Raw genomic sequence first — 14387 nt, forward strand, 5'->3', positions numbered from 1 at the left:
GAGTCCATAGGCTGTGTGCGCTCAGGCTCAGTATGGATTCCCGCATGCGCGGGAATGACGTTAAAGGAATCCTCGGACGGGGAAGGCGGCGTCGCGCTGTATCCAGTTCTGCGGCGAGTATTCGGTGGCGCCGTCGGTCACGTGCAGCGTGTAGGCGTGGCGCGAGACGGCCGAGCGGTTCGGCGCGCTGTAGTGCGGCAGCAGGCCGTGGAAGCATACCAGGCTGCCGGCCTTGCATTCGAGCGGCACGGCGGTGCTGTCGTCCGGCCAAGGCAGGTCGCTCAGTTTTTCCATGCGCACGTCGTCGCCGTTGCGCAGGAAGCGCTCGCGCATCGGGCCGCGATGGCCGCCGGGCTCGGCCCACATGCAGCCGTTTTGCAGGGTGGCGTCTTCCAGCGCGAACCAGAAGGTGGTCACGCTGACCGGGTTGGTGTCGAAGTAGGTGGCGTCCTGGTGCCAGCGCACCTCGCCGCCGATGCCGGGCTGCTTGAAGATGTACATCGACTGCCATACCTGGGCGTCCGCCAGGCCCAGGTCGCGCGCCACGGCGGCCAGCCGGACGTCGGTGGAGAAGGCGCGGAACACCGGGTCGAGGTCGTGCATGGCGTGGCCGATCTTGTTGATCGACAGCGCCTTGTCCTGTTTCAGCTGGCCGTCCGGGCCGAAGGCCTCTTCCTCGAAGAAGCAGCGCACGGTGTTGTCGGAGCCGAGGAAGTAGTCGTCGGTGGTCTTTTCCTGCTCGACGGTGCTGAAGATGCCGGTCTTGGCGTTCGGGTCGAATTCATTGACAATCTGCGCCGCCCGCGCGCGCAGCGCGGCGATCTCCTGCGGCGTCTTGAAGTTGGGCAGGACGATGTAGCCGTCGCGTTGATATTGTTGTTTTTGTGCGTCTGTCAGCATGGCAGGCTCCATAGGGCATGATTCGATGTGCCATTGTAGGCCGCGCGCCGGAGCCAAACAATCCGCAAAGGGTTGACACATTGTCTCCAGAATGAAGACAATATGATATGGATCAATTACGTGCGATGGAGATTTTTATCGAGGTGGCGCGGCAGCGCAGCTTCAGCGAGGCGGGCCGCCGCCTGGGGCTGACGCGCGCCATGGTCAGCAAGCATATCCTGCAGCTGGAGGACAAGCTGCAGGCGCGCCTGCTGCACCGCTCGACCCGCGAGGTGAGCCTGACCGACGCCGGCCAGGCCTATCTGGCGCCGTGCATGGCGACAGTGGTGCAGTCGCAGGAGGCGGCGCGGGCGCTGAGCCAGGCCACCCAGGCCGGCGCCGAACTGGCGGGACCCTTGCGGATACAGGCGCCGTCCAGTTTCGGCAGCGAGTGGCTGGCCGACGCGGTGGCGCGATTCTCTTTACCGCATCCGCAGTTGTCGCCCTTGCTGTACGTGGATGACGCGCTGCTCGATCCGATCGAGCATGGTTTCGATTTGACGATACGGGTGGGCGGCATCCCGGACGTGCATGCGCTGGCCATGCGGCCATTGGCGCCGTGCCGGGGCGTATTGTGCGCGTCGCCGGCGTACCTGGCGCGCTACGGCGTGCCGCAGACGCCGCAGGACCTGCACCAGCACCGCTGCCTGCATTTCAGCCACCTGACCGACGGCACGCAGTGGCATTTCACGCGCGGCGAGGAGCGGCAGTCGGTGCGGGTGCAGGCGGCGTTCACGGCGAATAATGGCTTGGTGTTGCAGCAGGCGGCGCAGCGCGGGCTGGGCATCGTCTACAACACGACCTTCCTGGCGTGGCGCGCGCTGCTGGAGGGCTCGCTGGTGCCGGTGCTGGCCGATTGGGAGCTGCCGCTCAATCATCTGAGCGCGCTGTATCCGGCCAGCCGGCAACCGTCGGCCAAGGTGCGGGCGCTGATCGATTTCCTGGTGGCCGAATACCAGCCGGTGCCGCCGTGGGACCGGGAGCTGGCGGCTGCAGGCTTGCTTGAGAGTTAGCCCGCAACCCGGACGCCGGGGTCTGACCCCGTACGGGGTCAGACCCCTTTTGGCCGCAGTGCGGGGTCAGGCCACCTGCCAGGCGCCGTCGCGGTAGACCAGTTCATCGTCGAGGTAGACCGCCTCGGTCACGGCGAACACGTCGACGTGGTAGCGCGCATCCTTGCGCTTGAATTGCGGCTTGGCGTACACGCCGTGCTTGGCGCCCAGCGACAGGTGGATGCCGCACATGCGCTCGAAGGTGCCGATGTCGTTGACCATGCAGTCGCGCGAGAAGGCGCGGTTCATGCCGAAGCCCAGTTCGCGCAGCCACACCTCGCCCTCGTGCGCGCGGATGATGGCCAGCATGTTGTCGAATTCCGGCGTGGCGTTGTCGGCGCCCACCACGCGGCCTTTTTCGACGATCAGCGTGACCGGCGTCTCCGGCTTGTTGACCATGAACGAGGTATCGCCGAACACGAAAATCCGCACCCGGCCATTGACCGCCTCCAGGTCGCGCGCCTCGGTGAACACTTCGCCCAGCGGGAACTGGCCGCCGATGTTGTTCATGCCGCTGTAGTCGCCGATATTCAGCTTGGCCGATTCGAACGGCGAGCCGAACACCAGCCGCTCGCCGTTGCCGCTGTCGACCACGCCGTGCTGGGCGCGGTCGATGCGCGTCTTGAGCGCGTGGCCGACGCCGCGGTAGTAGGCCGGGTCGTAGGCCAGCGAGGCGATGTAGTGCAGTCCCTGCTCGTCCGGCATGCGCGACAGGTGCACATGTTCGATCACCTTCAGGCCGCGCTTGAACAATTCGATGCGGATGCGGAAGGCTTCCAGCCGGAAGCTGGTGGACTGGATCAGCACCACCAGGTCGCCGGCGTGCATGCGGGCGAAGGCGGCCAGCACCTGTTCCGGCGTGGTGCTGTCGAAATCGACGAAGTCGGCGTCCGGCACCACGCGGCGGTAGGCTTCGGTCAAAGCGCGGTTGAGGTCGCTGCGGGTGTCGTAGACGATCAGCGCCGCCTGCGGGGCCGCGTGTTCGATCGCCACGGCCAGCGTGTCGCGCAGATTGCGTTCCGCCGTATCGACCGCGTGCTCGGGGATGGCGCCGTAGCGGGAGATTTCTGGGGCAGAAGGAGGGGGCGAAGAAGACGACGTCATGGCGCGGCGGTAAAAAGGGATCAGCCCGCATTATAAAGGCAGAAGCCGCCCCATTACCCGTGGCGCTACGCCGGCGCGGTTTCTCCTTGTATTGGGCAGGGACGCGATATAGAATCACAAATATAGCCTAACAGCAACTCCGGCGATAACAACAGGAAGCGTGATGAGCGTAATAATGGGACAGGATTTGCCGTTGGAGCGACCGGACACCACCGGCCGCGCCGCGTTGTTCGTGCCTACCGCGAACATCAAGGACGACGTGCTGGAAACGGTGCGCAAGGGGGCGGCGATCGTCGGCTTCGGCAATCACGACCGCACGCTGACCATCTACTACGAAAGCAACCGCTTCAACGAGGCCAACCTGGTCAAGTGGGAGCAGAAGGCGCGCAAGGCCTTCGAGCGCCTGGCCGAGAACCTGCCGACCGTCTCCAAGATGGTGAGCCGGCCCGAGAATTTCGAGCAGGTGGGCTACATCAGCAGCAAGGGCATCCTGATCCGCCGCATGGAAAAGCTGATGAAATGGCTGGAAGCTTCCGACGCGATGGATAGCGCGCCGGAATCGGAAACCATCGTCTTCGCGCCCCCGCCCCCGCCCAAAAAGATCACCTGACAGGCCGCAGCCGCGGCGACGATAACAACGGAGAGACACACGATGAAGCATCTGTTCCAGTTCCTGTTTGCCGCCGCACTGACCCTGAGCCTGACCGGCGCCGCCACGGCGCAGGACGCGCCCAAGCGCGGCACCGCCGACGAGGCGGTGGCGATGGTCAAGCGCGCCGGCGAGTATCTGCAAAAGAACGGCAAGGACAAGGCGGTGGCCGCGTTCAACGATCCCAAGGGCGACTTCATCCAGGGCGACCTGTACGTGTTCATGTTCGACAAGGCCGGCGTGGCGCTGGCGCACGGCCAGAACGCCAAGATGGTCAACAAGAACCTGATGGAGCTGAGCGCCGGCGGCGTCTATCCGATCAAGGAATTCCTCAAGATCGGCAGCAGCCCGGCCGGCAAGGGCTGGGTCCAGTACATGTGGCCGAACTCGATCAGCAAAAACCTCGAAGAGAAAAACACCTACGTCGAAAAAGTCGGCGAGTACGTCATCGGCGTGGGCATCTACAAATAAGCCGTCTGTCGTGCGCTGCGCGCTGGCTGCGCGTTGTATGCTGTCAGGAATGTTTAATTCCTGGAGGAGACAATGATGACGACGATGACAACGATGCGTGGCGCGGCTGCCGCTTTGGTGGTGCTGGCGCTGCTGGGCGGCTGCCAGAAGAAGGATGACAGTGTCGCCGGTCCGGCCGAGACGGCGGGCCGCAAGCTCGACCAGGCCACCGACAAGGCCGGCCGCCAGCTGACCGAAGCCGCGCAACAGGCCAACCAGCAGATCACCGACGCCGCCAAGGAAACCAGCCAGCAAATCAACAAGGCCACCGACGCCGCCGGCGACAAGCTCAATCAGGCCACCGAGGCAGCCGGCAAGAAGCTGGAGCAGGCCGGCGAAAAGATGCAGGAAAAAGCCCGCGAACGCGAAGCGTCCAGTCCCGCCAAGTAAGCGTCAGTGGCTGTTCTTGTGGGCCGCGTGCTTGAGCGGCACCACGTTGCTGTGCTCTGACGGCGACGGCGGCGGCGTTTCCGGCTCGCCGCCCAGCACCACGCTCAAATCCACAAAGCCGGCGCGCCAGGCGCTTTCCAGGTCCTGCTCGATCGCCTCCATCGAGGTCTGGTGGAAGTTCTCGAAGCCGCGCACGCCGTAGGCGCGGTTGCGGCCGTGCGACTTGGCCAGGTACAGCGCCATGTCGATCAGGTTGACCGCGCGCTCCCACGGCAGCGGCTCGTTCGCCGGCGCCAGCGGGAACGGCGCAAAGCCCACCGACACATTCACCGAAATCTCGTGCTCCTGGTAGCGGATGATCTGCGACGAGATGCCCACCAGGATGCGGCGCGCGATCTCGTCGACGCCATGGCGCGGTATCGTTGGCAGGAAGGCCAGGAATTCCTCGCCGCCCCAGCGCACGATCATGTCGGTCTCGCGCAGCACCACGCGCAGGTTCTCGGCGATCATCTTCAGCACCGCGTCGCCGGCCGCGTGGCCGTAGCGGTCGTTGATGTTCTTGAAGTGGTCGACATCCAGCAGGAACAGGGCGCCGACGATATCGTCGCCGTGCAGCGTGCGCTTTTCCGTGAGCGGCTTGTCGGCATGGATCATGTCGCGCATGAAGTCCTGGAAGTGGCGGCGGTTGTACAGCATGGTCAGTGGATCGAGCGTCGACTGCGCCTTCAGCTCCAGGTTCTTGACCTCCAGCTGGGCGTTGGCGTGCCGCACCTTGCGGTACAACAGCCCGACCACCATCGAGGCCAGCGCGAACACCAGGGCCAGCAGCCACCACACGCGCTGCTGCAGGCGGCGGTTGTCGATCTCGGCGCCCTTGACCTGGTTCTCCTTGCTCAGCAGCTGGATCTGGCGCTGCTTCTTTTCGGTCTCGTACTTGGCCTGCATCTCCAGCACCGTTTGCTGGCGCTGCTTCTCAAACAGCTCGTTCGAGATCGCCCGCTCGCGGTGGTAGGCCGACACCGCGCCCGCCAGGTCGCCCACCCGTTCCAGCGCTTCGCCATATTCGCGCAGGGCCGCTTGCAGATCGGGCTTGTTGTTCTCCTGCTCGTAGCGGGCCATGCCGGCTTCGTACTGCTTCTTGCCCTCGGCAATGCGGCCCATGCCCAGGTAGGCCTGGCCCAGGTTGACGCGCGCCGTCGCCTCCACCGATTTGTCGTTGGTCAGCTGGGTCGAGCGCAGCGACTCGTTCGCATACTGGGCCGCGCGCGGATAGTCGTGTTCTTTCAGGTAGCTGTCCGACAGGTTGACCAGGGTCATGCCTATCATGCGCTCGGCGCCCAGCTTGCGCTCCAGGTCCAGGCTTTGCAGCAGCGCGCGCAAGGCGCGCTTGGGCTGGCCGGAATCGATGGCCAGGCCGTATTCGGTGATCTTGGCGATCGCCATGCGGCCCGGCGAGCGCAGCTTCTCGGTCTCGCTCAGCAGCTCGTCGAGCGCGGCGGCGGCCTTGTCGTATTCCTTCATCTGCGTGTACAGATTGACCAGCGCGTTGAGCGCCCCGAACAGCATCACCGGATCGTCGGTGACCTGGCGCGCGATGTCGACGCCGGTTTGCAGCTTGGCCAGCGCGGCGGGGAAGTTGCCCATTTCGGCGTAGGACTGGCCGGCCGTGACGGCGACCTGCGAACGCAGGGCCAGGTTGCTGCTGGTGGCCGCCATTTTTTCGGCGTCGAAGGACAGCTGGTGGGCGGCGTCGACATCGGCGCGGTCGAACAGCACATAGCTCTTGGCCATCATGCCTTTGGCGACGATGGTGTCGTCGTGCAGGGATTTGCCGTAGGCGATCAGCTGGTCGGCGGCGGCCATGGCGGCGTCGTTCTTGCCGGCGCGCATATTGGCGACGCTGAGTTGACTCAGCAGTTCGGCCTGGGTGGCGGGCGGCGCGCCGGCCGCCTCGGTTTGCAGCTTGAGCAGCTGCATCAGGGCTTTTTCCGGCACGAAGCGGCTTTGTTCGCGCACGTCGATGATGCGCGCGTACAGCGAGGACGGCTCGGTTTCGGCGCCCGCCAGCGCCGGCGACAGGACGAGTGCTACAGCGACCGCGACGGCGCGCAGTCTGGCGCGGACTAGCCACCCACCATTTCTAAAACCTGCCAACTGACGCTCCCGGTTGTCGACTGCGCATGCAAAGTGTCTAGACAATTATATTCTTGTTGCAGACGAGAAAGCCCGTGGAATTGCGATTTTTCACGCAAAATCGCACACAATTCATGGCGTCATTGGCAATAAAGTGATCGATATTGCCACTTGGGTAGCAGTAGTTTTGGTAATGTTGTCAGAAGATGAAAGCTAGGCCGCCAGTTGTTGCAGCAGGTAGAGCCGCTGGTACAGGCCGCCGGCTATCTGCATCAATTGCTCGTGCGGGCCGGTCTCGGCGATGCGGCCGTGATTGAGCACGATGATGCGGTCGGCGTCGCGGATGGTCGACAGCCGGTGGGCGATGGCGATCACCGTCACCGTGCCGCGCAACTCGTCCAGCGCGGTCTGCACGATCTGCTCGGTCTGCGAATCGATGTGCGAGGTGGCTTCGTCCAGCAGCAGGATGCGCGGCCGGCCGGCCAGCGCGCGGGCGATGGCGATCAGCTGCTTCTGCCCCACCGACAGGCGCGAGCCGCCTTCGCCCAGCGCGGTGTCGTAGCCTTGCTCCAGCGCGGCGATGAAGTCGTGCGCGTGGGCGGCGCGGGCGGCCGCCTCGATCTGCGCCTGCGTCAGGCCGCGCCCCATGTCGATGTTCTCGCGGGCCGAGGCGGCCAGCAGGAAGGGGTCTTGCGGCACCAGGCCCACTTCGGCGCGGAAGCGCTCGTTGGCGATGGCGTCCAGCGGCATGCCGTGGATGGCGATGCTGCCGTGCCGTACCGGGTAGAAGCGCAGCAGCAGCGACAGCAAGGTGGACTTGCCGCTGCCGGTGTGGCCGACGATGCCGACGAAGGCGCCCTGCGGGATCTCCAGCGACAGGTCGTGCAGCACGGTCTGGCCTTCGTTGTAGGCGAAGCTCAGGTGGCGGATGGCGACCGCCGGCGCGTGCGAGTCGTTGGCGGCGGCGCGCGCGGTGGCCAGTCCGGCGTCGTGGCTTTGGGTGGCGTGCTCGGTGGCGGTGGCCTCGTCCAGCAGCGTGGCGACGCGCGCGGTGGCCACCACCGACTGCTGCAGCTGGCTGAACTGCATGGTGATCTGGATCAGCGGCTCGATCACGCGCGCCAGGTAGCTGATGAAGGCGTACAGGATGCCCACTTCGGCGGCGGTCATCTCGCGCTGGCCGAACAGGTAGATCACCGCCGCCAGCAGGATGATGTTGAACATGTCCAGCGCCGGCCGCAGCAGCCAGGCGTTGGCGCGCAGCTCGGCCAGGCGCGCGGTGTAGTGGTCCTGGTTGGTGGTGGCGAAGCGCTGGCCGAAGCGGGCCTCGGCGTTGTTCGCCTGCAGCACGCTCATGCCGCCTATCGATTCGGCCATCTGGCCGTTGATGTCGCTGCGCAGCGCGCGGGCGCGGGTCACGGCCGGCGCGCTCCAGCGCTGGTACAGCCAGACGATCAGCAGCACCGCCGGCAGCAGCGCCAGCACGATCAGCATCAGGTGCCAGTCCAGCCAGGCCATCGCCGCCACCGTGCCGACCAGCACGATGGTGGAGTCCAGCATCACGAACAGCACCTGGATGTACAGGGTCTTGACGGCTTCGGTGTCGTTGGTCACGCGCGAGACCAGCTGGCCGGTGATGGCGCGGTCGAAGAAGGCCATCGGCAGCAGCAGCACGTGGGTGTAGACCATCTCGCGCAGCCGCATCACCGAGCGCATCGCCAGGCCGGACAGGCGCACCAGTTGCAGGTAGCGCAGGCCGCTGGCGATCCAGCCGGTCAGCACCACGCCGGCCAGCAGGCCGGCCATGCGCGGCCAGTCCAGGTGGTGCGGCAGCAGGTGCTCGTCGATCAGCGCCTTGCCCATGATGGGGCCCGACACTTCGAGCAGCGCGGCCAGCACCAGCCACATGACGGCCCAGCCCAGGTGGTGCTGGTCGGGCAGGGCGGCCCGCCGCAGCAGGGAGAACGCCTGCCAGGTCTGGCGGCGCGCGGAAATCTGTTCAGGCTTAGTCGGCATCGAGACTGGCTTCCAATTGTTGATAGCGCCACTGGCTGGCATACCAGCCGTCCTGCTCCAGCAGTTGTTCGTGGCTGCCGGTTTCGCTGATGCGGCCTTCGCGCAGCACCACGATCAGGTCGGCGTTGACCACCGCGCTGAGGCGATGGCTGGCGATGACGGCGCTGCGGCCGTTGCGGGCCTGGCGCAGTTCTTCCAGGTGCTGCAGGATGCGCGTTTCGGTGCCGGTGTCGACGGCGGACAGGGCGTCGTCCAGCAGCAGCAAGTCGTTATCGGCCAGCAGCGCGCGGGCGATGGCGACGCGCTGGCGCTGGCCACCGGACAGGGTGATGCCTTTCTCGCCGACTTCGGTCTCGTAGCCTTGCGCGAATTGCAGGATGTCGTCGTGGATGGCGGCCAGGTTGGCCGCGTGTTCGACCTGCGCGCGGGTGGCGCCGGGGCGCGCCAGCGCGATGTTGTCGGCGATCGAGGCCGAGAACAGGAAGGACTCCTGCGGCACCCAGCTGATGGCGGCGCGCAGCGCGTGCAGCTTGTATTCATCGAGCGCGTGGCCGCTCCAGCGCACCTTGCCCGATTGCGGCGTCAGCTGGCGCAGCAGCACCCGCAGCAAGGTCGATTTGCCGCAGCCGGTGGGGCCGACCAGGCCGAGGGTCTGGCCCGGCTTCAGTTCCAGCGTGATGCCGCTCAGCGCGGCCGCGCTTTGGCCCTCGCCTTGGCTCGGATATGCGTAGCTGACGTCCTGCAGCGACAGCGCGCCCGGCGCCACCGTGGCCAAGGTGCCGTGGTCGTCGACCGCCAGCGGCGCGTCCAGCATCGGTTGCAAACGCTGCCAGGCGGCTTTGCCGCGCTCGATCAGCGACAGCACCCAGCCGGCGGCGAACATCGGCCAGATCAGCTGGCCCAGGTACATGGTGAAGCTGGTCAGCGCGCCGATGGTCAGCTGGTTCTGCCAGACCAGATAGCCGCCCAGGCCCAAGGTCAGGCCGCCGGCGGCGGTCAGGGTCAGGCCGACGGCCGGTTCATAGGCCGCCTCCCACACCTGCGCGCGCAGGCTGGCGTTGGACGCCTGCTGCGCCAGCTCGCCGAACTGCCGGGCGCTGCGCTGTTCCAGTCCCAGCGCGCGCAGGGTGCGCACGCCGGACAGGGTTTCCTGCACATGGTCGTTGAGGGCGCTGAAGCGCTTGAGCGAATCGGTGGAGGCGGTGTGGATATGGCCTGAGATATACCAGAACGCCCAGCCCATCAAGGGGAAGGGCAGCAGCGCGATGCAGGCCAGGCGCCAGTCGACGCCGAGCAGCATCACGCCCAGCACCATCACCAGGGTCAGCGCGCCGTCGAAGCCGGCCAGCATGGCTTCGCCGGCGGCCATTTCGATGGCGTCGATATCGTTGGTGGCCAGCGCCATCAGGTCGCCGGTGCGCTGGCGCTGGTAGAAGGCCGGGCCTTGCAGGGTGAGGCGGGTGTACAGGCGGGTGCGCAGCGACACGCCCAGCTGGTAGGCGGCGCCGTACAGGATCTGGCGCCAGCCGACGCGCAGGAAGTAGATGCCGGCGCCGGTCAGCAGCAGCCAGCCGATTTCCCTCAGCAGGGCGTCGCCGCCCAAGGTGTGGGCGGCCAGGCCGTCGATCATGAAGCCGACCTTGCGCGGCACCCAGACGGTGAGGATGGCGACGCCGGCCAGCATGACGCCGGACACGGCATAGGCGCGGCTGTGCTGGCGGACGAAGCCGCCGATCAGCCTGGAAAGTTTAGACATGTTGCCTCGGATTAGCGCGTAGGGCGCTAGGATACAACATGCTCGCCGGACGTGCCCGGCAGTGCGTCATTCCCGCGAAAGCGGGAATCCATGCTGAATTGCTACGGATGCAGTCTATGGATTCCCGCGTGCGCGGGAATGACGGCGGTGGCGATGCCGGTGTGAGTCTTACTTCTTGGCTTTGGTGCTGCTCAGCATGTCGAGCTGCTTGCCGGCGGCCGGCTTGGCCTTGGCGGACGGCACCGACTTCAATTCCGGTTTGGCTTCGACAGCGACCACCGGTTTGGCCGGTGGCGCAGGGAATGCTGGCTTGGCGGCGGCAACCTTCACTTCGACCGGCGCGGCTTTAGGCTTGACCTCGGCCTTGGCGACCTTGGCTTCCGGCGTGGCGACCGCTTCGTTGGCCGACGCTGCGACCTCGGTGACGACTACCGGCGGCGCCACCACTGCCGGGGCGGCGGCGACCGGGGCCGGTGCGGCAGCAACCGGTGCAGGAGCAGCAACAGGAGCAGCAGGCTTGGGGCTGGCCTTGAGCGCGGTCACCGGCGCGGCGGCCAGGTCGCTCACTTGCTTGATGGTGTTCTGGGTGCTTTGGATCAGATCGCTCTGGATGCCGGAGGCAATGCTGTACAGCTCGCGGCCATAGGCCAGCAGGTTGTCGAAGCTGGCCGGTTCGGCGGAGCTCAGGCTGAAGAACTCGCGCGGGTCCTTGGCTTCGAGCAGCTTCTTCGCGGCGGCCGACGATTTTTCCACCGAAGCCTTGGTGGTGCTGATGTTCAGCGCGATGACCTTTTCCGCGCTGTCGACGGCGGTGCTGGCAAACGTGTTGAAGATCTTGAATTGGGCTTCCAACTGGGACTTCGTAGCTGCGGAAAACTGTTCGGTGATCGAAGACATGGTTTCTCCTGAGACGATTAAAATGTCGGTAAAGCTGTACACGCTGCGCGCATTATGATGCATTGCAATATGCCCATTCTAGCGGTGAAAGTTAGGCTTGGAAAGTTATTTTTTCTGCCATGTCGCAAAGCCCGCAACAAGGAAACATGCCGGATGGACACAATTCGGCCGGATCTTGATGTATCGCAATGCGCCGAGGAAAAAAAAGTCTGAATTAGTGCGCCGCAACAAGTTATTCAATTCTATGAAAAAAGGAAACGCATGGCCATCAAACTGAACAAGGAAGTCGAGCAACGCCTGCTGGGATCCATCCAGCGCTACTGCGCCGAAAACATGGACGAAGAGGTCGGCGAGCTGAAGGCGCGCTTGCTGCTCGATTATTGTTTGCGTGAAATCGGCCCGTCTGTCTACAATCAGGCCATCCTCGACGCCCAGGCGGCGATGCAGGACAAGATCGCGGAGATCGAAACGGTCTGCTACGAGTCGGAGTTTTCATACTGGACCAAAAAATAAGCCGGGAGCGCGGATGGATGCGGTGATCGAGACGGTAATACGGAACGCCAACCTGGCCGACGGACAACGCGGCGTCGACGTCGCCATCGACGGCGGCCGCATCACCGCCATCGGCGCGGCCTTGCCACTCAAGGGCGCGCAGGAAATCGACGCCGGCGGCGACCTGCTCAGCGCGCCGTTTGTCGACGCCCATTTTCACATGGACGCCACGCTGAGCTACGGACTGCCGCGCGTCAACGCCTCCGGCACCTTGCTTGAAGGCATAGCGCTGTGGGGCGAGCTCAAGCCTCACCTGACCCAGCAGGCGCTGGTCGACCGCGCGCTGCAATATTGCGACTGGGCCGCCGCGCGCGGCCTGCTGGCGATCCGCTCGCACGTCGACATTTGCGACGACCGCCTGCTGGCGGTGGAGGCGCTGCTGGAAGTGAAGCGGCTGGTCGCGCCCTACCTGGACTTGCAGCTGGTGGCCTTCCCGCAGGACGGCGTGCTGCGCAGCCCGACCGCGCTGGCCAACCTGAAGCGCGCCATCGGCATGGGCGTCGACGTGGTGGGCGGCATCCCGCACTTCGAGCGCACCATGGCCGACGGCGCCGAATCGGTGCGCGTCCTGTGCGAATTCGCCGCCGAGCAGGGCCTGATGGTGGACATGCATTGCGACGAGTCGGACGATCCGCTGTCGCGCCATATCGAAACGTTGGCCTACCACAGCCACCGGCTCGGCCTGCACGGCCGCGTGGCCGGTTCGCACCTGACCTCCATGCATTCGATGGACAACTATTATGTCAGCAAGCTGCTGCCGCTGATAAGCGAGGCGGGCGTGGCGGCGATCGCCAATCCGCTGATCAACATCACGCTGCAGGGGCGCCACGACAGCTATCCGAAACGGCGCGGCATGACGCGGGTGCCGGAGCTGCTGGCGGCCGGCATCGAGGTGGCGTTCGGCCACGACTGCGTGATGGACCCGTGGTACAGCCTGGGTTCGGGCGACATGCTGGAGGTGGCGCACATGGGCCTGCACGTGGCGCAGATGACCGGGCAGGACGCCATGCGCGCCTGCTACCAGGCGGTGACGGCGACGCCGGCCCGCATCCTCGGCCTGCGCGACTACGGCGTGGCGGTCGGCTGCCATGCCGACCTGGTGCTGCTGGACGCGGCCGATCCGGTGGAGGCGATCCGCCTGCGCGCGGCGCGGCGCATGGTGATGCGGCGCGGCAAGGTGATCGCCGAAGCGCCGCGCGCGCAGGCGCGCCTGGACTTGCCGGGCCGGCCGCGGACGGTCGACTTCCGGCTGGACTTGTCACGTGAAATCCATGACAATTGAACATTGTTTAATCCGCCTGGAGCCGCTTTGAAAGAAATCGCCATCCGTCCCGCATCGGAAGCCGACTTCGGCGCCATGTGGGAAATCTTCCAGGAACTGATCGCCAGCGGCGACACGTATTACTTCGCCGCCGACACCAGCCGCGAAGATTGCCATGCGTATTGGTTCGGTCCCGGCGTTCAATCGTATGTGGCCCTGCTGAACGGCGACCGCCTGGTCGGCATGTACCGCCTGATCGCCAACCAGCGCGACCGCGGCTCGCACGTGGCCAACGCCTCGTTCATGGTCAGCCCGGCGGCGCAGGGCGTGGGCGTGGGCAAGCTGATGGGCGGCGATTGCCTGGACCGCGCCCGCGCGCAGGGCTACCTGGCGATGCAGTTCAACTACGTGGTCAGCTCCAACGTCGCGGCGGTGCTGTTGTGGAAGAAGCTCGGCTTCTCCATCGTCGGCACCTTGCCGCGTGCCTATTATCACGCCCATCTCGGGTATGTCGACGTCTACGTCATGTACCAGTTGCTGGACGATCCCTCCCATTGGCCCGACGCATGAAAATACTCGACACCGAACGCCTCACCCTGCGCACCATCGACGTCGATGACGCCGCGTTTTACTACGAACTGGTCAACGACCCGACCTGGCTGGAGCATATCGGCGACAAGGGCATCCGCAGTGTCGAAGGTGCGCGCGCCGCCATCCTCGAAGGACCGTGCGTGATGCAGCAACAGCTGGGGCATTCGCTGTACGTGATGGAGCGCAAGAGCGATGGCGTGCCGCTGGGCTTGTGCGGCCTGATCAAGCGCGACACCCTGGACGACGTCGATATCGGTTATGCGATCCGGCCGGCATGGTTCGGCCAGGGCTACACCTACGAGGCCGCCGCCGCCGTGGTGGCCTATGCGCGCGACCAGCTGCGCATGAAGCGCCTGCTGGGCATCACCTCGCCGGCGAATAGCAATTCCATCGGCCTGCTGCAAAAGCTGGGGCTGGAGTTTGTCGAGGTCAGGTACTTGCCGCCGGGTGAGCGTCCTACCAATATTTACAGCATCGAGTTTCAGGATTAATTACTTGGTTCGTTGCAACTGTGGGAATTCGATAGAATTTCCAGCA

Annotated in this window: 14 protein-coding genes; 8 read left to right on the forward strand and 6 right to left on the reverse strand. The window is 65.3% G+C overall.

Annotated features, from left to right (window positions below; translation table 11 throughout):
* Positions 1–60: 60 nt before the first annotated feature.
* Positions 61–900: a phytanoyl-CoA dioxygenase family protein gene (locus V6M89_RS26395; RefSeq protein WP_332855992.1), complete on the reverse strand. Its 840-nt coding sequence runs from the start codon at positions 898–900 to the stop codon at positions 61–63.
* A gap of 107 nt (positions 901–1007) precedes the next feature.
* Between V6M89_RS26395 and V6M89_RS26400 the strand changes: the two genes are divergently transcribed.
* On the forward strand, positions 1008–1952 hold the full coding sequence (locus tag V6M89_RS26400; protein WP_332855993.1) for a LysR family transcriptional regulator: 945 nt from the start codon (positions 1008–1010) through the stop codon (positions 1950–1952).
* Between the two features lie 66 nt (positions 1953–2018).
* On the opposite strand, the gene V6M89_RS26405 is transcribed toward V6M89_RS26400, so the two are convergent.
* Complete coding sequence (locus V6M89_RS26405) at positions 2019–3095, reverse strand: hypothetical protein (protein ID WP_332855994.1); 1077 nt, start codon at positions 3093–3095, stop codon at positions 2019–2021.
* Positions 3096–3258: 163 nt separating this feature from the next.
* On the opposite strand from V6M89_RS26405, the gene V6M89_RS26410 reads away from it, so the two are divergent.
* From V6M89_RS26410 to V6M89_RS26420, 3 genes are all read left to right on the forward strand, one after another.
* Positions 3259–3705 carry a hypothetical protein gene (locus tag V6M89_RS26410; RefSeq protein ID WP_332855995.1) on the forward strand — a complete coding sequence of 149 codons (447 nt, stop codon included), beginning with the start codon at positions 3259–3261 and terminating at the stop codon, positions 3703–3705.
* Positions 3706–3747: 42 nt separating this feature from the next.
* A complete protein-coding gene (locus V6M89_RS26415) occupies positions 3748–4215 on the forward strand; it encodes a cache domain-containing protein (protein WP_332855996.1) in 468 nt (155 codons plus the stop codon).
* Between the two features lie 84 nt (positions 4216–4299).
* Entirely contained in the window at positions 4300–4644 is a 345-nt protein-coding gene (locus V6M89_RS26420) for an apolipophorin (protein WP_332855997.1), read from the forward strand.
* A 3-nt stretch (positions 4645–4647) separates the two neighbouring features.
* Here the strand turns inward: V6M89_RS26420 and V6M89_RS26425 are convergent, their stop codons facing one another.
* The 4 genes from V6M89_RS26425 to V6M89_RS26440 all read right to left on the reverse strand — a co-directional run bounded on the left by V6M89_RS26425 (position 4648) and on the right by V6M89_RS26440 (position 11446).
* Entirely contained in the window at positions 4648–6798 is a 2151-nt protein-coding gene (locus V6M89_RS26425) for a tetratricopeptide repeat-containing diguanylate cyclase (RefSeq protein ID WP_332855998.1), read from the reverse strand.
* A 192-nt stretch (positions 6799–6990) separates the two neighbouring features.
* Positions 6991–8793, reverse strand: a complete 1803-nt coding sequence (locus tag V6M89_RS26430) for an ABC transporter ATP-binding protein (RefSeq protein ID WP_332855999.1) — start codon at positions 8791–8793, stop codon at positions 6991–6993.
* Entirely contained in the window at positions 8783–10549 is a 1767-nt protein-coding gene (locus V6M89_RS26435; protein WP_332856000.1) for an ATP-binding cassette domain-containing protein, read from the reverse strand. The genes V6M89_RS26430 and V6M89_RS26435 overlap by 11 nt, the downstream gene beginning before the upstream one ends.
* Before the next feature lie 168 nt (positions 10550–10717).
* A complete protein-coding gene (locus V6M89_RS26440) occupies positions 10718–11446 on the reverse strand; it encodes a phasin family protein (protein ID WP_332856001.1) in 729 nt (242 codons plus the stop codon).
* A 261-nt stretch (positions 11447–11707) separates the two neighbouring features.
* Here V6M89_RS26440 and V6M89_RS26445 point away from each other — a divergent pair, with 261 nt between their 5' ends.
* The 4 genes from V6M89_RS26445 to V6M89_RS26460 are packed head-to-tail and all read left to right on the forward strand — an operon-like array spanning position 11708 to position 14341.
* Positions 11708–11959 carry a DUF2164 domain-containing protein gene (locus V6M89_RS26445; protein ID WP_161089874.1) on the forward strand — a complete coding sequence of 84 codons (252 nt, stop codon included), beginning with the start codon at positions 11708–11710 and terminating at the stop codon, positions 11957–11959.
* A 25-nt stretch (positions 11960–11984) separates the two neighbouring features.
* Positions 11985–13280, forward strand: coding sequence for an amidohydrolase family protein (locus tag V6M89_RS26450; RefSeq protein WP_332856022.1), 1296 nt, complete (start codon positions 11985–11987; stop codon positions 13278–13280).
* A gap of 27 nt (positions 13281–13307) precedes the next feature.
* Complete coding sequence (locus tag V6M89_RS26455) at positions 13308–13829, forward strand: GNAT family N-acetyltransferase (RefSeq protein ID WP_332856002.1); 522 nt, start codon at positions 13308–13310, stop codon at positions 13827–13829.
* A complete protein-coding gene (locus tag V6M89_RS26460) occupies positions 13826–14341 on the forward strand; it encodes a GNAT family N-acetyltransferase (RefSeq protein WP_332856003.1) in 516 nt (171 codons plus the stop codon). Before V6M89_RS26455 ends, V6M89_RS26460 begins: the two co-directional genes overlap by 4 nt.
* Positions 14342–14387: the final 46 nt, after the last annotated feature.

Source organism: Duganella sp. S19_KUP01_CR8, assembly GCF_036688705.1.
Classification (GTDB): domain Bacteria; phylum Pseudomonadota; class Gammaproteobacteria; order Burkholderiales; family Burkholderiaceae_D; genus Rugamonas.